The following is a 22,990-nucleotide window of genomic DNA, read 5'->3' on the forward strand; positions in this document are numbered from 1 at the left end:
GTCCCGGAGACCTGCATGTCGAACAAGAAGAAGATCGTTTCCGCGGATGACGGCAATCCGCTCGGAACACTCGTCAACCTGTGGCCCTATATGTGGCCGACGGGGCGTGCGGACCTCAAGGCGCGGGTGCTCTGGGCCACGTTCTTCCTCATCCTCGCCAAGCTAGTGCTTCTCTCGGTTCCTTATTTCTTCAAATGGGCGACCGATGCGCTGAACGGCAAGCTGGATATGGCTGGGCTTCTGCCGGCCTTCCTGCTCGGCGCCGTGGTGCTGGTCATCGCCTACAATTTCACCCGCATCCTGCAGGTGGGCCTGAACCAGCTGCGTGACGCGCTGTTTGCCTCGGTCGGCCAGCATGCGGTGCGCCAGCTTGCCCACAAGACCTTCGTGCACATGCACCAGCTTTCGCTGCGCTTCCATCTGGAGCGCAAGACGGGCGGGCTTTCGCGCATCATCGAGCGTGGCACCAAGGGCATCGAAACGATCGTCCGCTTCACCATCCTCAATTCGGTGCCGACGCTGATCGAGTTCGTGCTGACGGCCATCATCTTCTGGGCGGCTTACGGTTTTGCCTATCTCGCGGTCACGGCGATCACCGTTGCCGCCTATATCTGGTTCACCATCAAGGCCAGCGACTGGCGCATCGCCATTCGCCGGACGATGAATGACAGCGATACCGACGCCAATACCAAGGCGATCGACTCGCTTTTGAACTTCGAGACGGTCAAATATTTCGGCAACGAGGAGATGGAGGCCAGGCGCTTCGACGTGTCGATGGCGCGTTACGAAAAGGCCGCCACACAGGTCTGGACCTCGCTCGGCTGGCTCAACTTCGGCCAGGGCGTTATCTTCGGTCTCGGCCAGGCCGTGATCATGATCATGTCGGCGCTGGCAGTACAGCGCGGCGAACAGACGATCGGCGATTTCGTCTTCGTCAATGCGCTTTTGATGCAGCTTTCGGTGCCGCTCAATTTCATCGGCTTCGTCTACCGCGAAATCCGCCAGGGTCTGACCGATATCGAGCAGATGTTCGAGCTTCTGGAAGTCGAGGCGGAAGTGACCGACCGGCCGGATGCAAAGCCGCTCGTCCTCAATGCTACGAGCAACGAAAAAGGCGCCATCGCCTTCAAGGATGTCCGTTTTTCCTACGATCCCGAGCGGCCGATCCTCAAGGGCATTTCCTTCGAGGTGCCGGCCGGCAAGACGGTTGCGATCGTCGGCCCGTCGGGCGCCGGCAAATCGACGATCTCCCGCCTGCTCTATCGCTTCTACGATATTCAGGACGGCTCGATCACCATTGACGGCCAGGATGTGCGCGACGTGACGCAGAAGTCGCTGCGCGCGGCGATCGGCATGGTTCCACAAGATACGGTGCTGTTCAACGATACGGTCGCCTATAACATCCGTTACGGCCGACCGGGTGCCGATGACACGGAGGTGCAGAAGGCAGCCGAGATCGCGCAGATCGACACTTTTATCAAGCAGCTTCCTGACGGTTATGAAACCAGGGTTGGCGAACGCGGCTTAAAACTTTCCGGCGGAGAAAAGCAGCGGGTGGCGATCGCCCGCACGATTTTGAAGGCCCCGCCGATCCTCATACTCGACGAGGCGACGTCTGCGCTCGACACGACGACTGAACATGAGATCCAGTCGGCGCTGGACAAGGTTTCGGAAAATCGCACGACTCTTGTCATCGCCCACAGGCTTTCGACCGTGATCGGCGCCGACGAGATCATCGTGCTGCGCGCAGGAGAGATCGCCGAACGCGGCACGCATGCCGGCCTGCTTGCAGAAAACGGTCTCTACGCCTCGATGTGGAACCGTCAGCGCGAAGCCACACAGGCGGAAGAACATCTGCGCCAGGTGCGCGAAAGCGACGATCTGGGTGTCGTCACGCGCGGCACGCCGGCGGCGGAATAACGAGTTCCAACAGAAAGTTAGGCCGAAGCGATGAAACGACGGATGAACTATTCCTGGAAACGGATGGCGGTGGCGGGCAGCCTCGTGCTCGCCTACCTTCTCGTGCTGACCTTCTGGGGCTCACCGCTTCTGGCGCTGACGACCTGGCTCGGTCTCGTCGACCCGGCAAAAATCTGAAACCCCAGCAAGCCGAGGGGCGCCCGCCGGGCAACGGGACCAATGCTGTGAAGGCCACTTGCCGGATGGCAATCTACCAGCCAAGACATGGAACACCTGCCTTAGGCTGCGTCTTGCCAACCGGAATGCTTTCGCGTCGTTCCGGCGCAAACTCCGCCGTCTCGCACAACACGAATGTCGTCTTGTCGGAGCGGCGCGGAGATTTGCCGACACCGTAGATTTCCGCTGCCGCATGCAGCAGCTGCGCAAACTCCGGCGTGGAAATGCCATCTGCCCGCCGAAGCTGGGCGATTAATGGGTCAGATACGACATCTTCGATGGTCAGGTCGCGTTTCATGGTTTTGCTCCTCTATCAAAACCTGTACACGGGGTGGACTACAGTCACATTGCAAAACTACGGCCAAAAAGGGGCATTTTCGATGTGGCAAATTCTCCTTATGCGAGAAATCGCGCGTCAAATTCACGCAGGCGATCCCATCTCAAACATCGCCCATATCTGACCGCGGAACGCTGGTATCTGAACACTGCGATAAAACGCAAAAAGCCGCCAAACGGGCGGCCTTGCTCAAGGCAGAGCGGTGGCGGCAATGGCGGCGGAAGACAAATCCACCTGACAGAAAGGCGTGGTCGAAGCGACGAAGAAACCTCGAGTAAGCCTTTCCACCTGCGCATCAGAGCATGCTTGTGCGTCCATTCGGGCGCAGGGCGCTCTAGCGGCGCGACGAACCGAAACGCATGCGTTCGCGATAGCGACGCTGGCTCCAGACCGTATAGGCCACTGCGGCGATCACGATCGCAATATCCGCCGCTGCTATCAGGCACCAAGTAACGCTCATTTCTCCAACTCTTCCGTGTTCCAGCCGAAGCGAATATACGAAAAGTGCTCCCAACAATGGTTTAAGCGCATCCGTAACATTCGACTTTGATGTAAGTCAGCTGCCTCCTGACCGACTTTTGTGACAACCATATGAAAATCGAAGCAAAAGCCATGCCATTTTGCTGCATTGCAGCAAAAATCTGATTCACATTCACATGTGCCAACGTATCCGTCGCGTGATGGTTGCAATCCCCATACGGTTTGGTGAGGAACACGGAACCGCATTGCCGCGAATACCGTTTTTCGATAGTCAGTGCCGCTAACACAGGCCTTACGCCCCAGGGAGAAACAGTTGATCAACCTCTTCGACACCATCCGCAACACGCTCGTGCCGATCCACAAGGAAGGCTACGTCTTCGTTGCGATCTTTTTTGTCGTGTCACTGATCCTTGGTTATTTCGCCGAACCGCTATTCTGGATCGGTTTGGTGCTGACGCTCTGGTGTGCCTATTTTTTCCGCGATCCCGAGCGCGTCGTGCCGCAGGATGACGATCTGATCGTCAGCCCGGCCGATGGCCGCATCAGCCACGTCGCCATGGTAGTTCCGCCGTCGGAACTGGGTCTCGGCTCAGAACCCATGCTGCGCATTTCCGTTTTCATGAACGTCTTCAACTGCCATGTGAACCGCTCGCCGGTCCGCGGTGAAGTCAAGGTGATCGAATATCGCGCAGGACAGTTCGTCAACGCGGAACTCGACAAGGCAAGCTCCGACAACGAGCGCAACGGCCTCGTCATCGAAAGCCGCCATGGCAATGTCGGCGTCGTGCAGATCGCCGGCTTCGTTGCGCGCAGGATCGTCTGCTGGGTCAAGCCGGGCGAGCCGCTCAATGCAGGCGAACGCTTTGGCCTGATCCGCTTCGGTTCGCGCCTCGATGTGTTCGTACCGAATGGCGGACAGGCGCGTGTGTCGATCGGACAGCTTGCCATTGCCGGCGAGACGGTGCTGGCTGAGTTCGGCTCGACCAAAGGCCCGTCGCTCGGCCGTCGCAGCTGATAGATAGCATCAAGGAGAAAACGGATGATGGATATGCCCCCAGGAGAGCCGAACCGCTCGACCGACGAGGCCCGCGGTCCACGTCTGAGGGAAATCCCCATCCGGTTGATGGTGCCAAACCTCATCACGGTTCTGGCCATCTGTGCGGGCCTGACGGGTATCAGGCTCGCATTCGAGGCACGCTACGAGCTGGCCGTCGCCATGGTTTTGCTGGCTGCCTTTCTCGACGGCATTGACGGGCGGATCGCCCGTCTCTTGAAGGCCACGTCGAAATTCGGCGTGCAGATGGATTCGCTTGCCGACATCATCAATTTCGGCGTCGCCCCAGCGCTAGTCTCCTACGCCTTCCTGCTCGACGGTGCCCGTTCGCTCGGCTGGATTGCGGCGCTGCTCTATGCGATCGCTGCGGGCCTGCGACTGGCACGTTTCAACGTCATGGAAGACCGCGGCATCAAGGCGCCCTGGCAGTCGGAATTCTTTGTCGGCGTGCCGGCCCCGATGGGAGCCCTCCTGATGCTGCTGCCGGTCTATCTCGGCTTCCTCGGCGTCGAGCGCACCCCGTTGTTCATCTATGGCAGCGTCGCCTATACGGTCGGCATCGGTTATCTGCTGGTCAGCCGGCTGCCTGTCTGGTCCGGCAAGTCGAGCAAGATCCGCCGGGACATGATGTTTCCGATCATGCTTCTCGTCGTTCTCTATGTCGCGCTCCTGATGAGCTACACATGGGAAGTTCTCTCGGTCACCGTCGTCGCCTATCTTTGCGTGCTGCCATTCAGCGCAAGGGCATGGAAGCGACGCTACGGCACGATCACCATCGAAGACGAACGTACGCACGTCTGACGCGTACTTAGGCAATACGGCACCCGCTGCAATGCACTGAAATTGCTGCATTGCAGCTCCTGCCTGCGGCAAGTTGCCACGCGTAGACTCACCTCATCGAAAAGCAGCGGATAAGCCTTTATTCCGCCCCTATTGCCGGTGATTTCCCGGCGCCCCGCAGCACAGAAGAATCATGCGGGTGAAGTGATGAGGATAAAGACGTGAGCAATACCCAAAAGACCGAAAAGCCGGAACAGAAGCCCGACTTCACTGCACATTTCCGTCCGCTCGGCATCAAGGCCGTTGCAGCAGCAGCCATGATGCTGAAGCGGAAGCCGAAGCTGACGCCGGTCCGGTAAGTCGCTCAGAAGTCGCTGAACGCACTCCACAAAAGACCGAGCGCCAGCGCGCTCATGACAAGGCCGATCAGGCCGTCCAGAACCCGCCAGGCGGCGGGTCGGGCGAAGATCGGCGCCAGAAGACGGGCGCCGTAACCCAGCCCGAAGAACCAGACGAACGAGGCGGTGGCGGCACCTGCCCCGTAAGCGAAACGTTCACGTCCTTCGAAGCCGGCAGACAGGCTGCCGACGAGCAGGACGGTGTCGAGATAGACATGCGGATTGAGGAAGGTGAAGGCAAGGCAGGTCAGGACCGCCGCTTTCAGCGACAGGCCTTCCGTTTTCTCCGCCACCATGGCCGCGGGCCGCAAGGCGCGCTTGAAAGCCAGCGCCGCATAACTTCCCAGAAATATCGCGCCACCGATCGTGACCAGCAGGATCAGCGTTTTCGATTGCGACACGATCGTGCCCATCCCACCGACTCCGGCTGCGATCAATGTCGCATCCGACAGGGCGCAGATCAGGCAGAGCACGAAGACATGCCGGCGCAGCAGGCCCTGGCGCAGGATGAAAGCGTTCTGGGCGCCGATCGCAACTATCAGCGACCCGCCGAGGGCAAAGCCGGACAGACCGGCAGACAGAAGATTCATTTGGGAAGCATTCCGGTGGGAGAAGAAACAGTGAGAGCGGAATCCGCCTAGAACAGCGACATCTGAGATGTGTCTTTGCCGGGTTTCGGAGGTTTGTCCTCAAGCTCCGCGACGGCAACCGGTTTCTGCACATCAGGCCCCATGTTGGAGACCTTGTTGACCAGATCCGAGACGGGGATCGCCTCGAAGAAATCGTCTTCGGCGGGCTTCAGGAGATCGGCGACCTGGCGCGGTTCCTGGGTCTTGCATTCCAGCCAGCGCTCGAAATCATCGGGCCGGATGACGACCGGCATCCTGTCATGAATGCCCCGGATCGCCCGATTGGCTTTGGTCGTCATGATCACCGCGGTATCGACTTCCGATCCGTCGGCCGACGCGTAGGTTTCCATAAGCCCGGCAAACGCTATGACACCGCCGCTCTTCGGCCTGATCCAGTAGGCCTGCGAACTCATGCCGCTTTCCTTCGGCGGACGCTTCCACTCATAGAAACCGGAGGCCGGAACGAGGATGCGGCGATGGCGCATGGCGGCGCGGAAGGAAGCCTTGTCGATCGCCGTTTCCGAGCGGGCATTGATCAGCAGCGGAAAGTCGCGCATGTCCTTGACCCAGCCGGGGATCAGCCCCCAGCGCGCAAGCGTTGCTCGACGATCCGGCAGGTTGCTGCCCGGCTGGCGATCGGCCTGGCCGACCACGAGGACGGGCTGCGTCGGCGCGATGTTGAACCGCGGCGGAAAATCATCCTCGAAATCTGCGACACCAAGAATGCCGAGAACCTCGTCCGGCTTGTGGGTCAGGGCGTAACGTCCACACATGGGCTCTAGATGGCACCGCGTTTGAGAGCGGTCAAGAAATTCGACTGGACGCCATCAGGCGCTGCGCGGTCCGAACAGGATGATCGCCCCGCCGACGAGGCAGACGATGGCCCCCGTTACATCCCAGCGATCGGGCGAACGGCCCTCGACACCCCAGAGCCAGAGCACCGAAGCGACGATATAGATGGCGCCGTAAGCCGCATAAGCGCGCCCCGCAGCTTCCGCCGGCACCAGCGCCAGCGCCCAGGCGAAGGCTGCCAGCGAAACCATTCCCGGCGCCAGCCAGAGCGCCGACTTGTCGAGTTTCAGCCAGGCCCAGAAGGCAAAACAGCCGGCAATTTCGGCAAGGGCAGCGAAGGCGTAAAGGAGATAGGTCTGCATGGGATTTTATTCGAAATCCTGTCGTTTGACGTCCTGTGCCATGTGCAGCACGCGCAGAATCACGATCCGATCTGCGTAGGAACGATAATAAATATAGCGCTGCCGATAGGGAAAGGCTCGCAACCCCGCAGAGATATCGTCGCGCGGTGAACCGGTAAAATCAGCCTCCGCAATCCAGATGATCTTCGCAGTCAGGTCCGTCAGGAATTCCTCTGCATAATAAGGGCTGGTCGCAGCAATAAAGCGACGAATGCCACGCAGGTCCGCACGCGCCAGCGGAGAGACGATAAGCCGTTTCGCCCTTTTACCGCCCTTCGTCGTCATTCATGACATCCGCAAGCAGGGATTCATGAGTATCATATTCTATCCCGAGGCCTTCTGCGATCTGGCTCTCAGCTGACTGGATTGCCTGACGAAGAGACTGCACGCGCATCTCGTAGTCGGCAAGCATACGTATGCCCGCCCGAACGGCTTCAGTTTCCGTTCCAAAGCGGCCATGTTTTACGAGATCCGCCAGGATGCCATCATAAGCGTCACCAAGGGAAAAGGTCTTCGCACGCGCCATGGGATGCTCCTTAAAGATCGACAATACGGTATTTTGCAATACTTTTACAATATCGCGATGTGAGGTTAGGATTTGGCAGCCGCACAACCTCCCTGTTACCGAGTAATATCAAAACATGCCCCTCTCCCCCCAGGCCGCCTCTTCCGCAATCCTTGAACGTGATGGTCGCTTTCTGCTAATCCGACGGAAGAACCCGCCGATGGCCGATCTGTTTGCCTTTCCCGGCGGACGGGCGGAGCCGGGCGAGACGCCGGCAGAAACGGCGCTAAGGGAATTCTTCGAGGAAACCGGGATCCAGGCGCGCAATCCGACGCTCTTTGCCACTTATGACCTGAAGAGCGAGAAGGATGGCGGAAGCCATTTCTTTCTCTCCGTCTTCAGGATCGAGGCCGATCGGCATGTCGAGGCTGTTGCCGCCGACGATGCGGCCGATCCCGGCTGGTACACCGCGGAAGAAATCCGCCGCCTGCCCTGCCCGCCGAGCGTTCGCGATTGCGCCGAAAAGCTGGCGGCGCTTGCAGCCGACCGGTAAGATTGGCGCGTCGGATCGCTGCCGAATCACGAGCATCCGAATCGACTTCGGACGCCAACCCAAGGAATTCCGTTTGAAATCCGCCGCCTGCCTCGCCCTGCCGCTTTTTCTTGTCATCGCGTCCCCGCTTGCAGCGCAGGGAACGAAGAAGCCTGCGGCGGATACAAAGGCTCCGGTTCAGCAACCGGCACCGGCGGAAACCTCCCTTCCTGCCCCTTATGATGCCCAGCTTTTGCGGCTTTCCGAGGTCCTGGGCTCGATCAGCTACCTGCGCGAATTGTGCGGTGCACCGCAGGAGGACTGGCGCCGGACGATGCGGCAGCTGCTCGATTCCGATGCGGCAAACGAGCCAGCGCGGCGGGAGCGGTTGACGGCCGCCTATAATCGTGGATACCGCTCCTTTGCTGCCGTGCACACATCCTGCACGCTTGCGGCGCGCACGGCTGAGGAGCGATACCGTAACGAAGGCGCAACACTTGCGACGGAAATAACCTCGCGTTTCGGAAATTAGCGGATTATTTACCTCTTTCGTCAGGAAGGCGTGTCGTTTCGATAAAAGGCTGATAAAGTTCTTAACGGCGCAGTAATCAAATCGGCCTCATTGGCCGGCACCGAGGAAAGTTCAGTATGCAGTCAGGCCGCAACGAAATCGATGACATGATCGTCCACGAAAAGATGCAGGTCGCGCTCGAGTATCAGAACGACGCCTGGGCAGACGGACGCGCAGACGGTATCGAGCCGGAAATCATCGCAGACGCAGCAATCGCCTTCGCCATGCGCGAAACGATCCGCCAGCGTGGCGAGGAAGGTGCGGAAGCCCTGCTCGAATCACTTCGTCAGCGCATGCTGGCCGGCGAGTTTTCTCCCGAACGCAACATCCAGTAATATTCGAGCTTCCCATGCGGAACGCCATTTTCAAATCCGTCACGACAAGGCTGCTGGCAACGGCGGCGATATTCTGCGTTTCAGCAAACGCGTTTGCGCTTTCGGATGGACGCATGGCGCCTGCCGCCGAGGATATTCGCCCGCAGGAAACGCCCCTGCTTCAGGCGTTTGAAGGCGCAACCCAGACGCGCCCCGGACTTTCGCTGGAAGGTGACGCGCGCCAGCAAGACGCGGAGAATACGGCGCCAGCTGCCGACGACAAAACCGCTCCCAAGAGTGATGGGACGAATGCCAATCCGGGTGGAGCCGGATCGACATCTGCTGCCGATCAGCCCTCGGCAGAAATCATCCGCGATCTCTCCGCCCTGCCCGCGCCGGTGAAAGCCATGCGCGAAAGGCTGGTGGAAGCAGCCGCGTCCGGTGATATCGAACGGCTGCGCCCGCTGATCGAAGGCACGCCGAAACCGCCGCAGATCATGAATAATGAGAGCGACGATCCGATCGATACGCTCAAAAACTTTTCCGGGGATGCGGAAGGCCAGGAAATCCTCGCAATCATGCTCGATCTTCTGGCAACGGGTGCTGCAAGGGTCGATGCGGGAACGCCGGACGAAGCCTATGTTTGGCCCTATTTCATCGGCAAGCCGCTTTCCGAACTCACGGCGCCGGAACGGGTCGAGCTGCTGCGCATCGTTACCGCAGGCGACCTGATGGGCATGGAAGAGGCCGGTAATTACAATTTCTACCGTCTGGGCATTTCGCCGGACGGACAATGGAAGTTCATGGCCGGCGGCGACTGAGGTCCTCGCTCTAGGCCTCGCATGCTCGCATCGTACGCTCTGAGAGCGGATAGACGCCTTAACGCAACACCATGAGCAGTTTCGGCCTGCCCTCGCGGATATTTGGACTTTCCGAACCCGTTCATTTTCGAATATGGAGGATGCGGCTCAAGTTTGGCTACTTCCTTGCTGGCGTTCTGTCGCCGAACCACATTCCAGAGATGCCGTAATGCTTTCCCGTTTCTTTGCCTATTACCGCCCCTACAAGGGATTGTTCATTCTCGATTTCAGCTGTGCGGTTCTTTCCGGCCTGCTGGAACTCGGCTTTCCCATGGCGGTCAAGCTGTTCGTCGACCGGTTGCTGGTGACACAGGAGTGGTTCCTGATCGTGATCGCCTCGATCGCGCTTCTCATCTGCTATGCGATGAACACCGGTCTTATGGTTGTCGTCACCTATTGGGGCCACATGCTTGGCATCAATATCGAGACCGATATGCGCCGGGAAGCCTTCAACCACATGCAGAAGCTTTCCTTCCGTTATTACGACAATCACAAGACCGGGCATCTGGTCGGGCGGCTGACCAAGGATCTGGAAGAGATCGGCGAGGTTGCACATCATGGGCCCGAAGACCTGTTCATCGCCATCATGACCTTCATCGGCGCGCTGGCGCTGATGATCTCGGTCAACTGGAAGCTGGCCTTGATCACCGCGCTGGTGGTGCCGCTGACGGCCTGGGTGACCAGCCGCTACGGTGCGCGGATGAGCGCCAATTTCCGCCGACTTTTCGACCGGGTGGGCGATTTCAACAGCCGCATCGAGGAAAATGTCGGCGGCATGCGCGTCGTGCAGGCCTTTGCCAACGAACCGCATGAGCGGGCGTTGTTCGAACGCGACAACCAGAATTATCGCCGCGTGAAGCTCGAAGCCTACAAGATTATGGCCGCCAGCACCTCGCTCAGCTACATGAGCATGCGCCTGACGCAGATGATCGTGATGATCAGCGGCGCCTGGTTCGTGCTGCAGGGCGAACTGACCGCCGGCGGCTTCATCGGCTTCCTGCTGCTCGTCACCGTGTTCTTCCGTCCTGTCGAGAAGATCAATTCGGTTATCGAGACCTATCCGAAGGGCATTGCCGGTTTCCGCCGTTTCACCGAGCTTGTCGATACCGAGCCGGATATCGCCGATGCGCCGGATGCGGTCGCTGTCGGTGCGCTCAAGGGGGCGATCGACTATAACGGCATTTCCTTCGGCTACAGCGCCGACAAGCCGATCCTGAAAAATGTCAGCCTGTCGATCCAGCCCGGCGAGACGATCGCCTTTGTCGGCCCCTCGGGTGCGGGCAAGACGACGATGTGCTCGCTTCTGCCACGCTTCTACGATGTCACGAGCGGCTCGATCACGATCGACGGTATCGACATTCGCCAAATGACCAAGGCGTCGCTGCGCCAGCAGATCGGCATTGTGCAGCAGGACGTGTTCCTGTTCGGCGGCACGATGCGGGAAAACATCGCGTACGGTCGCCTCGGCGCCAGCGATACAGAAATCATGGATGCAGCGCGCCGAGCGCGTCTTGAAGATATGATCGCCGACCTGCCGGAGGGTCTGGACACCGTTGTCGGCGAACGTGGCGTCAAGCTTTCCGGCGGCCAGAAACAGCGCGTGGCGATCGCCCGCATGTTCCTCAAAAACCCGCCGATCCTGATCCTCGACGAGGCAACCTCGGCACTCGATACCGAGACGGAACGGGCGATCCAGCGGTCGCTGTCGGAGCTTGCCGTCGGGCGCACCACGCTGATCATCGCCCATAGGCTTGCCACTATCCAGGGTGCTGACCGTATCGTCGTGATCGATGAAAGCGGCATTCTGGAACAGGGCACGCATCAGGAACTGATCGCACGTCGCGGCGCCTATAACCGCCTGCATTCGGCCCAGCACGGCGGTTGACGAAAAAACCGTAAAGATCGGCGTCATGTTCGCCACGGTTGAAGATGCGCAATAAACTTGATAAAATAAGAATAGTTTTCTCGTGGTCATTTGCACGAGGGTGGAGCCGCGGGGTCGGAGCATGACGTTTCAGCCGAGAATGCGTAATCAGATCGAGGGTTTTTCGGTTCTGGGCGGATTGCGTAGGCGATACTGGAACGGAATTACCGCCGATCTGTGGGACGTGGAATGCGCCGCTTATGCCGGCGGCTATTACGTTGCGCGCGATCCGCGTCTGTTCATCCTTTTAGACCAGCGCGGCCAGGGCCGCCCGGCGCTGAAACGCTCTCCGCGGGAAACCGGGTTGATGCAGGATGCAAGCCTCAGCCCGATCTCCTACATCCCCGCCGAGATGGATCTGTGGATCGATATCAAGGACGTGCAATATGTCCGGCATCTCGACATCCATTTCGAAGCAGACACGATGAGCCGGCGGCTGGGCGACAATCTCGATCCGCGCCGGCTGAAGGACCCGCAACTGGTCTTCGCGGATAGCCGTGTCATGGCGCTTGCCGAACTGATCGCCGCCGAGATCGCCAATCCCGATCCGCTGCACGATCTTTACGGCGACGGGCTGGCGCTGGCGCTTCTGATCGACGTGCTGAAGCTCGCCAAGTCGGAGCCACGCAAGCGCGGTGCATTGGCACCCTGGCAGTTGAAGCGGGCGAGCGAGTTCATCGAACAGCATTGCCTGCGCAATATAAGGCTGGAAGAACTGGCGGTGTTGACCGGCCTGTCACAGTCGCATTTCTCGCATTCATTCAAGGCTTCGACCGGCATGGCGCCGCACGAATGGCAGATGAATGCGCGGCTTTCGCGCGCCAAGGACATGCTCAAATCCGGTGACCAGCCGCTGACGGAAATCGCTGCCGAGACGGGGTTTTCGGACCACGCGCATTTTTCCCGCGTGTTCCGCAAGCATATGGGGCTGGCGCCATCGCAGTGGAAAAAGTCACAGTCGGAATAAAACATCCGAGCAAACGCGCGAGGGGTGAGAACTTTGCCCAATATCGTTCAAGTCCCGCACATCAGAACAAGCGCCGACAAGAAATCTGAGTTAACCACTCACCTTATTATTTTACCGCAGGAAAAGCGGCGCGAGTGGGGCAAAAATGAAGAAAACCGTCAAGTCTTCCGCAATGAGAGCGGGTGTCGTAAAGGCCAGCCTTTGGGCGGGTGTGGCTGCCATCGGGCTTGCTGCCGCCTGGAGCGCACAGGCACAAGAGGCTGAGAGCCAGAACAGCACGACGCTTGCACCGATCGTGCTTCAGGGCGAAGGCGAACAGGGCGGCACCGGCCCGGTCAAGGGCTATGTCGCCAAGCAGACGACGACCGGTTCCAAGACGGATACGCCACTGAATGAGCTTCCGCAGGCTGTCTCAGTCGTCGGCCGCAGCGAGCTTGATGACCGCGCTGTCGTCAACAAGGTCGATGAGGCGCTTCGCTACACGCCAGGCGTCGTCGCACAGCCCTATGGTACAGACCCGGATACGGACTGGTTCTACGTGCGTGGCTTCGATGCCAGCCAGACGGGTCTCTACATGGACGGCCTTAACCTGTTCGGTTACGCCTTCGGCAATTTCCAGATCGACCCGTTCATGCTGGAGCGCGTCGAAGTGCTAAAGGGGCCTGCCTCGGTTCTCTACGGCGGCGCCAATGCCGGTGGCGTCATAAATCTGGTGCGCAAGCAGCCGACGGACACCCCCTATTATTACACCGAGATCGGCATCAACAGTAACGGCAATGCCTTCACCGGCTTCGACTTTTCCGACAAGCTGGGCGACAGCGGCATATACAGCTACCGCCTGACCGGCAAACTGGCCGGTGGTGAGGGCTATACGGACTATACCAACGACATCCGCGGCTTCATCATGCCGCAGCTGACCATTTCACCGGACGACGCTACCAAGCTGACCGTCTTTGCCTATGCTGCAGGTCTCAACCAGCGTCATACCGGCAACGGCTTCCTGCCTTACGAGGGCACGGTCGTCGACGGCCCGTTCGGTGGCAAGATCTCCCGTCGCTTCTTCCCCGGCGAGCCGGATATCGATAACGGCCATTACGACCAGCAGATGCTCGGCTACGAACTGGAACACGAGTTCGAAGGCGGCTGGAAGGCGACTTCGAATTTCCGTTACAGCCATCTCGATAAGTGGGAACATTTCGTCTACCCGTATCTCTATACGGCAACCGGCGATCTCAACCGCATCAATTTCTCGGGCGACACGAGCGTCAACAACGTGGCGTGGGACAATCGTATCGAGAACGACTTCGATATCGCCGGCGCAAACCATAAGGTCATGGTCGGCGTCGACTACCGCTATTATAATATCAAGAACATCCAGAACTCGACCTTCGGCGCGAGCACGATCGACCCGACGGATCCTGTCTATGGCCTGCCGCAGACACCGGCCGGGCCTCTCTACAACCAGGATGCCACGATGCATCAGGTTGGCATCTATGCGCAGGACCAGATCCGCTTCGGCGGCGGCTGGCTGGTGACGCTGAACGGTCGCTTCGACTATATCGACAGCGATTTCAAGGATAAGCTGCCGGTTACCGCCTTCGACGCTGACGACAGTTACAAGGATACCGATCACGCCTGGAGCGGGCGGGCGGGCCTCGCCTACGAATTCGACAATGGCGTGACGCCTTATGTCAGCGCCGCAACCTTCTTCAATCCGCAGATCGGCATGGGTGCGTCCGGACCGCTCAAGCCGGAAGAAGGCCAGCAGTACGAAGCAGGCGTCAAGTACGACCCGACCTTCATGGATGCTTCCTTCACCGCCTCGGTCTTCCACATCAAGAAGCGCAACAACACGGTTTCCGTCGGTTTCGCTCCGTGGGTGGACCAGCTCGGCGAGGTGGAATCCAAGGGCGTGGAACTGGAAGGCAAGTTCAATATCGATGAGAACTGGAAGATCCTCGGCTCGCTTGCCTATACCGACATGGAAGTGACGAAGAACGATCCGAACCCGGCACTCATCGGCAAGTCGCCCTATATCGTTCCAGACTGGACGGCGTCGCTATGGGCCGACTACACGGTCACCACCGGCGCGCTTGAAGGCCTCAGTTTGGGCGCCGGCCTGCGTTATAAGGGTGAGTCCTGGGCCAACGACACCAACACTCTCAAGGTTCCTTCTTCCACCGTCGTCGACGCGGCGATCCGCTACAAGAAGGATGATTGGACCGCCTCGCTCAACGTCACCAACGTGTTCGACAAGGAATATGTCGAGGCTTGCGGCGGGATCGGCGCCTGCGGTTACGGCGATGCCCGCACGTTTACTGTCAAGCTCAGCAAGGTCTGGTAAACCCATTACCTGAAACGCTAAGTTGACAATTCCAGTGAAGTTAATCAGGAAGGCCCCGATGGGGCCTTTCTTTTTCTGTCTTCGCCAGGTTCTCACCCGCATGGAGGAATGATCGTGAACGCAGCTGCATTTCCACATCGGGAATTCATCCTCACCGGCACGGCCATTCCTGTCGATGCGGGCGAGATGTTGGGCGAGATCTGCGAGCATTTTATCGACCATGCGGACGTATTTCGCGACGGCGATCATGTGACGCTGTCGAGCGAGATCGGCGAGGCCTATATTTCAAAGGTCAGCGAACAGCTCGATATCAGGCTTGCCTGCTCGACCGGGGACATGCTGTCGATGACGCGTGGCATCATTGCCGAACATCTTTTCATGTTTGCCGGCGATGATCCGCTGACGCTCGAATGGGCCGACCAGCCGAAGCCGGAAAAGCTTGCCAATCTGAGCGAAATCACCGTGGTCTCGGCCATCAACGTGACGCCAAGGATGCGACGGCTTACCGTCTCCTGCGCGGATACGGCCCGTTTCGACACGACCGAAGGACTGCATGTGCGGCTGCTCATGCCGCCGAAGGGGCGCGAGCCGATCTGGCCGGTGACGCTGGCCGATGGTCGCATCGGCTGGCCGGAGGGCGCGGACGAGATCGCGGTGCGCTATTACACGATCCGCAGCATCGACCTCGAACGCCGCGAGATGGTGATCGATTTCGTCGTGCATGAGGATTGCGGACGGCGCATGCCGGGCGCCGAATTCGGCCTTACCGCGCAGCCGGGTGACCGGGCGGCGCTTCTCGGCCCCGGTGCGGGCGGCATGCCGGAAGCGAAGGATCTTTTGCTTGCCGGAGATGAAACCGCCCTCCCCGCCATTGCGCGGATGATCGAACTGGCGACACCCGACATGAAGGTGCATGCGATCCTCGAAGTGGCGAACAAAGCTGAGGAACAGGTCCTGGCCTGCGCTGCCGATAATTTTTCGATCGAATGGCTGCATCGCGATGGCGCCGAGCCGGGCACAGCCGGATTGCTGGAACCGGCGATTGCCGCACGGCTTGAGGGGCTCGGCCCGGAGACAATCGTCTGGGCGGCCTGCGAAAAGACCGAGGCTCAGGCAATCCGCGCCCGCCTGAAGGAAAACGGCCTCGACCGGACGCGAATGACCTCGATCACCTATTGGCGTCGCGGTCACACGGACTGACGGTTTCGCATTCGGCTTGCTCCGCTCACCGCGAAGACTTATCTCCGTGGTGAGTAGAGGGATTCCCGTTCCATGACCAAAGCCTATCTTCCGACCCGCAGCCTGATCCGCATTTCCGGCAAGGATGCACAGGATTTCCTGCATTCGCTGATCACCACCGATATCGAGGGACTGCCGGAAAACGAGGCGCGTCCCGGCGCTCTGCTGACGCCGCAGGGCAAGATCCTGTTCGATTTCGTCATCTGGCGGGATGGTGAGGGGTTTATTGTCGAGACAGAGACTGTCCAGCGCGATGCGCTGATGAAGCGGCTGATGATGTACAAGCTGCGCGCGGCGGTCGATCTTGCCGCCCTGCCCGAAGATGGCGTGACCGTGTTCTGGGATGACGAGGCGGATCAGGGTGCGGTCGTGGATAGCGCATTCGCCAAGGCGGGGATCGCGCTTTCGCGAAAACCGGGCCAGCATGCCGATGATCGGATGGACGCTTATCAGGCGCTCAGGATAACGGCCGGCCTCGTGGTGTCCGGTGATGACTATGCGCTGCAGGATGCGTTCCCGCATGACATCCTGCTCGACAAGAATGGCGGACTTTCCTTCCGCAAGGGTTGTTATGTCGGCCAGGAAGTCGTCTCACGCATGCAGCATCGCGGCACGGCGCGCCGGCGCGTGGCGCATGTAACGGCTGAGGCAGCGCTTCCGGCAGCGGGCACCGAAATTACGGCGGGCGGCAAACCGGTCGGAACGCTCGGGTCGGTCTCAGACAGGAACGGGCTTGCCATCGTGCGGATCGACCGTGTGGGGGATGCGGTCGCCAATGGCGTGCCGCTTCTGGCTGGCGATGTGCCGGTGGTAATCGAACTGCCCTCATGGACCGGGCTTACCTTCCCTGCCGAGGCCGAAGGGGTCGAATCTTGAGTGCGACAACCGGTGCGACCTCTGGCGCGCGCGCCTGGCAGCGCATGCTTTCGGGTCGGCGGCTCGATCTGCTCGATCCCTCGCCGCTCGATGTCGAGATTGCCGATATCGCCCACGGACTTGCCCGCGTTGCCCGCTGGAACGGCCAGACGCGCGGTGACCACGCGTTTTCCGTTGCCCAGCATTGCCTTGTGGTGGAAGAAATCTTTCGCCGCTGCAACGAGAATGCGTCTTTCGATGCATTGCAGATGACGCTTTTGCATGACGCACCTGAATATGTGATCGGCGACATGATCTCGCCGTTCAAATCGGTGGTCGGCGGTGGCTACAAGACGGTCGAGGCACGGCTGGAAGCGGCCGTGCATATCCGCTTCGGCCTGCCGCCGCATCCGACCAGGGAGTTGAAGGTGCTGATCAAGAAGGCGGATACGGTTGCCGCCTATTTCGAAGCGACCGAGCTTGCCGGCTTTACCACAGTAGAGGCGCGCAAATTCTTCGGCCAGCCGCGCGGCATTACCCGCGAGATGCTGCCGCTTCAGCCACTTTCGGCCGTCGAGGCGCAGGCCCTGTTCATCGCAAGGTTCGAGGCTATCGAGGCGGAACGGACGAAGGCGGTGACCAAGTGAGCACTATCGTCGTCTGCCCGCTTGCCAGCATTGCCGAAACGGCCGTTCGCCACGGCGCGAAGGAAATGGTGAGTCTGATTGCCGAAAAGCAGGATTTTCACCGGCCGGGCGTGATCCGTGCCGAGCGGCACCTGAAGCTGGCGATGAACGATATCGGTTTTGCCGGCACCGGCGGGTTGATTGCGCCGAGCGAGGCGCATGTCGCCCAGCTGATCGAATTCGTCCACGGCTGGGACCAGTCGGCGCCGCTTGTCGTGCATTGCTGGATGGGCGTTTCCCGCTCTCCGGCAGCGGCTGTCATCGCCATTCTGGCGCTTCACCCGGAAGAAGACGATGCCGGACTGGCGCAGCGCCTGCGAAAGGTCGCACCCCATGCAACACCGAATACGCGGCTGATCGAAATCGGTGACCGGATGCTTCAGCGCGACGGCCGGCTGATTGCCGCGATGAAAGCGATAGGGCGCGGTGCGGAGACAGACGGTCGCGCTTCATTTTCGATAGAGACACAGCAGAAAACCTCGCCAAATAGTTGAATAATATGATATCTTCTTGAAATTGAAGAAAACCTTCCGCGATTGCCTTGACCTCTTAGCCCTTTGCGCCAATTACGGGCGCTAAGGAAAAATGGAGTTATTTGCGGAATGGATCAGGCATCCGATTTTGTCGTCGCGACACGAACGGCGCTTGCCCAGCTGACGGCCTTGGCCGTTCAATATTCCTTCTCCGTCATAGGCGCGCTCATCCTTCTGGTGCTCGGCTGGCTGGTGGCGGGGCTGCTCAGCCGCTGGGTCTATAACGGCCTGTCGCGCATCAGCGGCATCGACGCGACGCTGTCGCAGTTCTTCTCCAATATCATACGTTATGCGGCGCTGATCCTCGTCGTCGTCATGGTGCTCGGCCAGTTCGGCGTACAGACGGCATCGATCCTCGCAGCTCTCGGCGCGATCGGCCTTGCCGTCGGTCTGGCGCTGCAGGGCACGCTGCAGAACATTGCCGCCGGCATCATGCTGCTGGTGCTGCGCCCCTTCCGTGTCGGTGAAACGATCGAGACGGGCGCCGTCACCGGTACCATCGTCGATGTCGGCCTGTTTGCGACCGAGCTGAAGACAGCCGAAGGGGTCTATCGGCTGGCGCCGAACTCTACTCTCTGGAACGTGCCGATCACCAATTACAGCCGCCTTGCCTCCCGCCGCCACGAAATCACCATTTCGATCGGCGCGGACGAGAATGTCGATGTGACCGAGAGCAAGCTCATCAAGCTCGCGGCAGCGGACAAGCGCGTGTTGAAATCCCCGGCTCCTGCGGCCTTCATCTCTGATTTCGATGCGGGCAGCGCCAAGATCACCCTGCGCTACTGGATCGGCAGCAAGCAGTGGTGGGATGTCAGCCGCGACATGACCAAGGCCGTCAAGCTCGCTTTCGGCAAGGAGCCGGAAACCGAAGCGCCTCAATCCTCCGAGGAGGCCACGGCCTAACAGGGATCCCTATCCATCGTGTCGCCTGGCAGAGTACCGGCACGAGCGGACCTCCGCTGCCCCTTTCAGGGCGCGGGCGAGCCGGAGCCGGGCGCAGACGATGGCAAGGATGTATCGGGTCCGGTTACGAGGACCGGACCCGATACCTTTTGGATCGATCCGATCCTGACGCAGCGGCGCGATGCCGGTGATTTCCGCAACATACCGGTTTCCGACTATTCCTGGGCGTCGTCATGGCCTGTGGAAGGCCAACTCTGCCCCTTTTTTCGCGCGGTCCTTCCTCTACATTGACTTCGCCTGACGCTGCGACACTCTTGCCCGATACAGGGCTCGCACCGGCATAGGGGGAGTAAACGTGTTCCTGATCGATATCCTGCTGGTCATCCTTGTGTTCTTTCTGGTGTCGCAGAACCGGAAAGTGTCTGCCCGTGTGGACGGGGTGGAAAAGGAACTCGCTGCACTCAAGCAGATGATCGCCGAGGGTGGCTTCGACCCGGCAGTTGCGCCGCGACCGCTGCGCGAAGAGGCTGCCGACGCGGTTCTGGAGGAGATGCGGGCTGAAGAGCCGGACGCTGCGCAGGCCGCCCATGCGGATCAGGACGCCCCGGAGCCGATCGCCGCCGAGACCCAGGCCGAAGAGGCGATATCGGAGCCAACTCGCCCGGTGCGGGAAAAGCCGTCACGGGAAAATCTCGAAAGCTATCTTGGTGCCCGCTGGCCTGTCTGGGTCGGCGGCGTGGCGCTGGCATTCGGCGGCATCTTTCTCGTGCGTTATTCGATCGAGGCCGGCCTGCTTGGCCCCGCGGCACGGCTGACGCTGGCATCGATGTTCGGCCTGCTGCTAATGGCCGGTGGCGAGATCGTGCGGCGGAAGGCACTGCCGAAGATTTCCGAAATCTATGCCAATGCGATGATCCCCGGCGCGCTGACGGCAGCCGGTGCGGTGACGCTGCTGGGAACAGTGTTTGCGGCCTATGCCTTTTACGAGTTCATCGGCTCCGGTACGGCCTTCGTGCTGCTGGCGCTGGTCTCGTTTGCGGTGATTGCGCTGTCGCTGCTGCACGGTCAGGCGCTTGCGGGTCTCGGCCTGCTCGGTTCGCTCGTCACGCCGCTTCTGGTAACGACGGACGCGCCGAACGCCAATGCGCTGTTCCTCTTCCTCGGCATCACCTGGCTTGCGGTCGATGCCGCCTCGCGCATTCGCCGCTGGACTGTCGTGCCGATGCTCGCCAATATCGGCACCGGGCTTTGGGTGCTGGTCTATGCCGCAATCGGCACGGGTTTCGATCCGCTGCCGCCCACGCTTACCATGCTGGTGATGATTGCCGGCACGATCTTCCTCTGGCCAGGCCAGCAGTATTCCGCAGCCGCCGGCACCGGCTGGGCTTCGCTGCTGAAACGGCCGCCGCTGAAGATCACCCTGTCGCTATCGATCATGATCGTGCTTTGTGCGCTCGCCACCGTTGCCAGCGGCACCAGCACGGGGATCGACCCGCAATTCGCATTCCTGGCAGTCATCGCGACGCTTGCGGCACTGGGTGCGGCTCGCGCCTATGCATTCTGGCCGGCCATTATGTCGGCCGCAGGTGCGGTTCTCGGCACGCTTATCACCGCCCTTTCATTGCTCGATTATATCGCACCGGAAGGTCTGGACGGCACGCCGATCCCGCTTCCGCTTTCCGGTAACGAGATTGCGGTCAGCCTGCTGCTCGGCGCCATCTTTACGCTTTTGGGTGTCGCCGCCCTGAGGCGCTTCCGCAACGAGAAAAGGGAATATTCGATCGTCTGGGCCTTGCTGATGGGAGCGATGCCGGTGACGCTCGGCTTCATCTCCTTCCTCAACTTCGGCAATTTCTTCCGCGACTGGACGCACGGGCTTTATGGGGTGGTGATCGGTGCGGCGCTCATCGCCGCCGCCGAATGGCTGTTTCGAAGGAGCGAGGACGACGGAAACGACTGGCCGGCCAATCTTGCGGTTGCCGGTTCCTTCGCGGGCCTGACGCTGGCGCTGCATGCGCTGACCAACGGCATTGTCACCACCGTTCTCGTATCGCTTCTCGGCTTTGCCTATCTCATTGCCATGCGGGTCCGCACCTGGCCGGCACTGCCCTGGATGATGGCGGCGGCAATCGTGATCGTCTTCGGACGCGTCGCCTGGGAGCCGACGCTGATCGGCGCCAACAGCCTCGGCACGACACCGTTCTTCAACGCGCTTCTCATCGGCTACGGCATCCCTACCCTGCTTGCGATCATCTCCGCCTGGCTGCTGCGCGACTCTCCGGATTTCCGCGTGCGCAACATCATGCAGGCGCTCGCGTCGCTCTCGGCGCTGATCACGATTGCGGTTCTCGTGCATCACGCGATGAATGGCGGAAAGCTTTCCGGCGATGCGCCGACGCTTGGCGAACAGTCGATCTATACGCTGATCACCATCGGCTTCTCGGGCATATTGATGACGCTCGACCTGAAATCGCCCTCGCCGGTCTTCCGCTTCGGCTCGATGATCGCCGGCGTAGTGGCGACGGCGAATGTGCTTTCGCTGCATGTGTTTGCGCTCAACCCGTTCTTCTCGGGCGAGGACACCGGGCCGTGGCCCTTCGTCAACCTGCTGCTGCTCGGTTATCTCCTACCGGCTCTGGCTTACGCGTTCGTAGCCTATCTCGCCCGCGGGCGGCGGCCGGCGCCTTATGTGGCAATGCTCGCGGTTTCGGGTGCGGTGCTCGGTTTCCTCTGGGCGACGCTTTCGGTGCGGCGCTTCTGGCAGGGAACCAATATCGCCGACTGGAAGGGGTTCATTCCCGGTGAGACCTATACCTATTCGGTCGTCTGGCTGATCATCGGCGTCGGGCTGCTGGCGCTCGGCTCGAAGCTTGACGCCAAGAGCATAAGGCTTGCCTCTGCCGGACTGGTGCTGATCGCGGTGTTGAAAGTGTTCCTGATCGACATGTCGAACCTCGAAGGCATCTTGAGGGCGCTCTCCTTCATCGGACTTGGTGCGGTACTGATCGGGATCGGGCTTTTCTACCAGCGGATATTGGTGAAGAAGAGCGTTGAACCCGATTCCAAGGAAAGCACTGCATGACACTCACCCTCGCCGCCGCATTTGCCCCTTACGAAGAACTGGCGCGGCAGCTTATTGCGCACGCGACCGACAGCGACGACGGAAGCCACGACATTGCCCATATCCTGCGGGTGTTCAGGAATGCGATGCGGATCCATGCGAAGGAAGGCGGCAATGGAGAGGTTCTGACTGCTGCCGTGCTGTTGCATGATTGCGTGGCGGTGGAAAAGAACTCGCCGCTGAGAGCGCAGGCCTCGCGGCTGGCGGCAGACAAGGCGAGCGGCATCCTGACCGGCATGGGCTGGGAGAAGGCAGCGATCGAGGCGGTCGCGCATGCGATCACGACGCACAGTTTCTCCGCCAACATTCAGCCCGAGACATTGGAGGCAAAGATCCTGCAGGATGCGGACCGGCTGGACGCGATCGGCATGGTGGGTGCGGCGCGTTGCTTCTACATTGCCGGACGGATGGGATCAGGCCTTTATGACCCCATCGATCCGCTTGCCAAAGAGCGTGCGCTGGACGACAAGAGTTTTGCCATCGACCATTTCGAGGTCAAGCTGTTCAAGCTCGCCGACGGGTTTCAGACCGAGGCCGGGCGGGCGCTGGCCGGTGAACGGCACGAGCGGCTGAAACAGATAAGGGATATGTTCCTGGACGAAATTCAGGGATGAGATCCGGGAACAGTA

General features: G+C 60.2%; 26 protein-coding genes. 19 read left to right on the forward strand and 7 right to left on the reverse strand.

All coding sequences use genetic code 11. From position 1 onward, the window contains the following. The first annotated feature begins 15 nt into the window (after positions 1–15). Together GGE33_RS20850 and GGE33_RS27740 are read left to right on the forward strand one after the other, a co-directional pair. A complete protein-coding gene (locus GGE33_RS20850) occupies positions 16–1,920 on the forward strand; it encodes an ABCB family ABC transporter ATP-binding protein/permease (protein WP_183827424.1) in 1,905 nt (634 codons plus the stop codon). 42 nt (positions 1,921–1,962) lie between these two features. Then, on the forward strand, positions 1,963–2,097 hold the full coding sequence (locus GGE33_RS27740) for a hypothetical protein (protein ID WP_280518249.1): 135 nt from the start codon (positions 1,963–1,965) through the stop codon (positions 2,095–2,097). 73 nt (positions 2,098–2,170) lie between these two features. Here the strand turns inward: GGE33_RS27740 and GGE33_RS20855 are convergent, their stop codons facing one another. Further along, the gene (locus GGE33_RS20855) at positions 2,171–2,434 is read right to left on the reverse strand and encodes a hypothetical protein (RefSeq protein WP_183827556.1); all 264 of its coding nucleotides are present in this window, start codon (positions 2,432–2,434) and stop codon (positions 2,171–2,173) included. Positions 2,435–2,807: 373 nt separating this feature from the next. Beyond that, on the reverse strand, positions 2,808–2,933 hold the full coding sequence (locus GGE33_RS27745; RefSeq protein ID WP_281388852.1) for a hypothetical protein: 126 nt from the start codon (positions 2,931–2,933) through the stop codon (positions 2,808–2,810). 336 nt (positions 2,934–3,269) lie between these two features. Here GGE33_RS27745 and GGE33_RS20860 point away from each other — a divergent pair, with 336 nt between their 5' ends. The 3 genes from GGE33_RS20860 (at position 3,270) to GGE33_RS20870 (ending at position 5,146) form a co-directional block, all read left to right on the forward strand. Further along, positions 3,270–3,968 carry a phosphatidylserine decarboxylase gene (locus tag GGE33_RS20860; RefSeq protein WP_183827538.1) on the forward strand — a complete coding sequence of 233 codons (699 nt, stop codon included), beginning with the start codon at positions 3,270–3,272 and terminating at the stop codon, positions 3,966–3,968. Between the two features lie 27 nt (positions 3,969–3,995). After that, positions 3,996–4,808, forward strand: a complete 813-nt coding sequence (locus GGE33_RS20865; RefSeq protein WP_148145582.1) for a CDP-alcohol phosphatidyltransferase family protein — start codon at positions 3,996–3,998, stop codon at positions 4,806–4,808. Between the two features lie 200 nt (positions 4,809–5,008). Beyond that, a complete protein-coding gene (locus tag GGE33_RS20870) occupies positions 5,009–5,146 on the forward strand; it encodes a hypothetical protein (RefSeq protein ID WP_183685015.1) in 138 nt (45 codons plus the stop codon). Positions 5,147–5,151: 5 nt separating this feature from the next. On the opposite strand, the gene GGE33_RS20875 is transcribed toward GGE33_RS20870, so the two are convergent. Genes GGE33_RS20875 through GGE33_RS20895 form a run of 5 tightly spaced genes read right to left on the reverse strand, consistent with a single transcriptional unit; the run spans position 5,152 to position 7,533 of the window. Further along, positions 5,152–5,775: a LysE/ArgO family amino acid transporter gene (locus tag GGE33_RS20875; protein ID WP_183827427.1), complete on the reverse strand. Its 624-nt coding sequence runs from the start codon at positions 5,773–5,775 to the stop codon at positions 5,152–5,154. Positions 5,776–5,822: 47 nt separating this feature from the next. Then, positions 5,823–6,587, reverse strand: coding sequence for an SOS response-associated peptidase (locus tag GGE33_RS20880; protein WP_183827430.1), 765 nt, complete (start codon positions 6,585–6,587; stop codon positions 5,823–5,825). Between the two features lie 54 nt (positions 6,588–6,641). Further along, positions 6,642–6,968 carry a YnfA family protein gene (locus GGE33_RS20885; protein ID WP_183827433.1) on the reverse strand — a complete coding sequence of 109 codons (327 nt, stop codon included), beginning with the start codon at positions 6,966–6,968 and terminating at the stop codon, positions 6,642–6,644. Positions 6,969–6,974: 6 nt separating this feature from the next. Beyond that, positions 6,975–7,292, reverse strand: coding sequence for a type II toxin-antitoxin system RelE/ParE family toxin (locus GGE33_RS20890; RefSeq protein ID WP_148145448.1), 318 nt, complete (start codon positions 7,290–7,292; stop codon positions 6,975–6,977). Beyond that, positions 7,273–7,533 (reverse strand): type II toxin-antitoxin system ParD family antitoxin, encoded by a 261-nt coding sequence (locus GGE33_RS20895; protein ID WP_148145449.1) that lies wholly within the window; start codon positions 7,531–7,533, stop codon positions 7,273–7,275. Before GGE33_RS20895 ends, GGE33_RS20890 begins: the two co-directional genes overlap by 20 nt. Before the next feature lie 115 nt (positions 7,534–7,648). On the opposite strand from GGE33_RS20895, the gene GGE33_RS20900 reads away from it, so the two are divergent. From GGE33_RS20900 to GGE33_RS20965, 14 genes are all read left to right on the forward strand, one after another. After that, complete coding sequence (locus GGE33_RS20900; RefSeq protein ID WP_148145450.1) at positions 7,649–8,065, forward strand: NUDIX hydrolase; 417 nt, start codon at positions 7,649–7,651, stop codon at positions 8,063–8,065. A 73-nt stretch (positions 8,066–8,138) separates the two neighbouring features. After that, a complete protein-coding gene (locus tag GGE33_RS20905) occupies positions 8,139–8,576 on the forward strand; it encodes a TIGR02301 family protein (RefSeq protein ID WP_246436312.1) in 438 nt (145 codons plus the stop codon). Between the two features lie 116 nt (positions 8,577–8,692). Next, complete coding sequence (locus tag GGE33_RS20910) at positions 8,693–8,950, forward strand: hypothetical protein (RefSeq protein WP_112457080.1); 258 nt, start codon at positions 8,693–8,695, stop codon at positions 8,948–8,950. A gap of 14 nt (positions 8,951–8,964) precedes the next feature. Continuing rightward, entirely contained in the window at positions 8,965–9,750 is a 786-nt protein-coding gene (locus tag GGE33_RS20915) for a hypothetical protein (RefSeq protein ID WP_183827436.1), read from the forward strand. Positions 9,751–9,958: 208 nt separating this feature from the next. Then, positions 9,959–11,674, forward strand: coding sequence for an ABC transporter ATP-binding protein (locus GGE33_RS20920; RefSeq protein ID WP_183827439.1), 1,716 nt, complete (start codon positions 9,959–9,961; stop codon positions 11,672–11,674). A 121-nt stretch (positions 11,675–11,795) separates the two neighbouring features. Further along, complete coding sequence (locus tag GGE33_RS20925; protein WP_183827442.1) at positions 11,796–12,680, forward strand: AraC family transcriptional regulator; 885 nt, start codon at positions 11,796–11,798, stop codon at positions 12,678–12,680. Positions 12,681–12,825: 145 nt separating this feature from the next. Beyond that, entirely contained in the window at positions 12,826–15,024 is a 2,199-nt protein-coding gene (locus GGE33_RS20930) for a TonB-dependent siderophore receptor (RefSeq protein WP_246436314.1), read from the forward strand. Positions 15,025–15,138: 114 nt separating this feature from the next. Beyond that, positions 15,139–16,224 carry a DUF2218 domain-containing protein gene (locus GGE33_RS20935; protein ID WP_343062589.1) on the forward strand — a complete coding sequence of 362 codons (1,086 nt, stop codon included), beginning with the start codon at positions 15,139–15,141 and terminating at the stop codon, positions 16,222–16,224. A gap of 72 nt (positions 16,225–16,296) precedes the next feature. Next, on the forward strand, positions 16,297–17,139 hold the full coding sequence (gene ygfZ / locus GGE33_RS20940) for a CAF17-like 4Fe-4S cluster assembly/insertion protein YgfZ (RefSeq protein ID WP_183827447.1): 843 nt from the start codon (positions 16,297–16,299) through the stop codon (positions 17,137–17,139). Between the two features lie 44 nt (positions 17,140–17,183). After that, a complete protein-coding gene (locus GGE33_RS20945) occupies positions 17,184–17,765 on the forward strand; it encodes a YfbR-like 5'-deoxynucleotidase (RefSeq protein WP_183827546.1) in 582 nt (193 codons plus the stop codon). Then, positions 17,762–18,298: a tyrosine phosphatase family protein gene (locus tag GGE33_RS20950; protein WP_148145455.1), complete on the forward strand. Its 537-nt coding sequence runs from the start codon at positions 17,762–17,764 to the stop codon at positions 18,296–18,298. The genes GGE33_RS20945 and GGE33_RS20950 overlap by 4 nt, the downstream gene beginning before the upstream one ends. 108 nt (positions 18,299–18,406) lie before the next feature. Continuing rightward, positions 18,407–19,240: a mechanosensitive ion channel family protein gene (locus GGE33_RS20955; RefSeq protein ID WP_183827449.1), complete on the forward strand. Its 834-nt coding sequence runs from the start codon at positions 18,407–18,409 to the stop codon at positions 19,238–19,240. A 361-nt stretch (positions 19,241–19,601) separates the two neighbouring features. Next, on the forward strand, positions 19,602–22,322 hold the full coding sequence (locus GGE33_RS20960; RefSeq protein ID WP_183827549.1) for a DUF2339 domain-containing protein: 2,721 nt from the start codon (positions 19,602–19,604) through the stop codon (positions 22,320–22,322). Further along, the gene (locus GGE33_RS20965; protein ID WP_183827451.1) at positions 22,319–22,975 is read left to right on the forward strand and encodes an HD domain-containing protein; all 657 of its coding nucleotides are present in this window, start codon (positions 22,319–22,321) and stop codon (positions 22,973–22,975) included. Before GGE33_RS20960 ends, GGE33_RS20965 begins: the two co-directional genes overlap by 4 nt. Positions 22,976–22,990: the final 15 nt, after the last annotated feature.

Origin of the sequence: Aliirhizobium cellulosilyticum, assembly GCF_014198105.1 — a bacterium.
Classification (GTDB): Bacteria; Pseudomonadota; Alphaproteobacteria; order Rhizobiales; family Rhizobiaceae; genus Neorhizobium; species Neorhizobium cellulosilyticum.

Bases quoted from the DNA above. Each gene is read 5' to 3' on its own strand.
- GGE33_RS20900 (WP_148145450.1), top strand. From the start codon at position 7,649: ATGCCCCTCTCCCCCCAGGCCGCCTCTTCCGCAATCCTTGAACGTGAT.
- GGE33_RS20890 (WP_148145448.1), bottom strand. From the start codon at position 7,292: ATGACGACGAAGGGCGGTAAAAGGGCGAAACGGCTTATCGTCTCTCCG.
- GGE33_RS20880 (WP_183827430.1), bottom strand. From the start codon at position 6,587: ATGTGTGGACGTTACGCCCTGACCCACAAGCCGGACGAGGTTCTCGGC.
- GGE33_RS20855 (WP_183827556.1), bottom strand. From the start codon at position 2,434: ATGAAACGCGACCTGACCATCGAAGATGTCGTATCTGACCCATTAATC.
- GGE33_RS20865 (WP_148145582.1), top strand. From the start codon at position 3,996: ATGGATATGCCCCCAGGAGAGCCGAACCGCTCGACCGACGAGGCCCGC.
- ygfZ (WP_183827447.1), top strand. From the start codon at position 16,297: ATGACCAAAGCCTATCTTCCGACCCGCAGCCTGATCCGCATTTCCGGC.
- GGE33_RS20955 (WP_183827449.1), top strand. From the start codon at position 18,407: ATGGATCAGGCATCCGATTTTGTCGTCGCGACACGAACGGCGCTTGCC.
- GGE33_RS20885 (WP_183827433.1), bottom strand. From the start codon at position 6,968: ATGCAGACCTATCTCCTTTACGCCTTCGCTGCCCTTGCCGAAATTGCC.
- GGE33_RS20915 (WP_183827436.1), top strand. From the start codon at position 8,965: ATGCGGAACGCCATTTTCAAATCCGTCACGACAAGGCTGCTGGCAACG.
- GGE33_RS20920 (WP_183827439.1), top strand. From the start codon at position 9,959: ATGCTTTCCCGTTTCTTTGCCTATTACCGCCCCTACAAGGGATTGTTC.
- GGE33_RS20850 (WP_183827424.1), top strand. From the start codon at position 16: ATGTCGAACAAGAAGAAGATCGTTTCCGCGGATGACGGCAATCCGCTC.
- GGE33_RS20875 (WP_183827427.1), bottom strand. From the start codon at position 5,775: ATGAATCTTCTGTCTGCCGGTCTGTCCGGCTTTGCCCTCGGCGGGTCG.
- GGE33_RS20930 (WP_246436314.1), top strand. From the start codon at position 12,826: ATGAAGAAAACCGTCAAGTCTTCCGCAATGAGAGCGGGTGTCGTAAAG.
- GGE33_RS20965 (WP_183827451.1), top strand. From the start codon at position 22,319: ATGACACTCACCCTCGCCGCCGCATTTGCCCCTTACGAAGAACTGGCG.
- GGE33_RS20925 (WP_183827442.1), top strand. From the start codon at position 11,796: ATGACGTTTCAGCCGAGAATGCGTAATCAGATCGAGGGTTTTTCGGTT.
- GGE33_RS27745 (WP_281388852.1), bottom strand. From the start codon at position 2,933: ATGAGCGTTACTTGGTGCCTGATAGCAGCGGCGGATATTGCGATCGTG.
- GGE33_RS20895 (WP_148145449.1), bottom strand. From the start codon at position 7,533: ATGGCGCGTGCGAAGACCTTTTCCCTTGGTGACGCTTATGATGGCATC.
- GGE33_RS20910 (WP_112457080.1), top strand. From the start codon at position 8,693: ATGCAGTCAGGCCGCAACGAAATCGATGACATGATCGTCCACGAAAAG.
- GGE33_RS20945 (WP_183827546.1), top strand. From the start codon at position 17,184: ATGCTTTCGGGTCGGCGGCTCGATCTGCTCGATCCCTCGCCGCTCGAT.
- GGE33_RS27740 (WP_280518249.1), top strand. From the start codon at position 1,963: ATGAACTATTCCTGGAAACGGATGGCGGTGGCGGGCAGCCTCGTGCTC.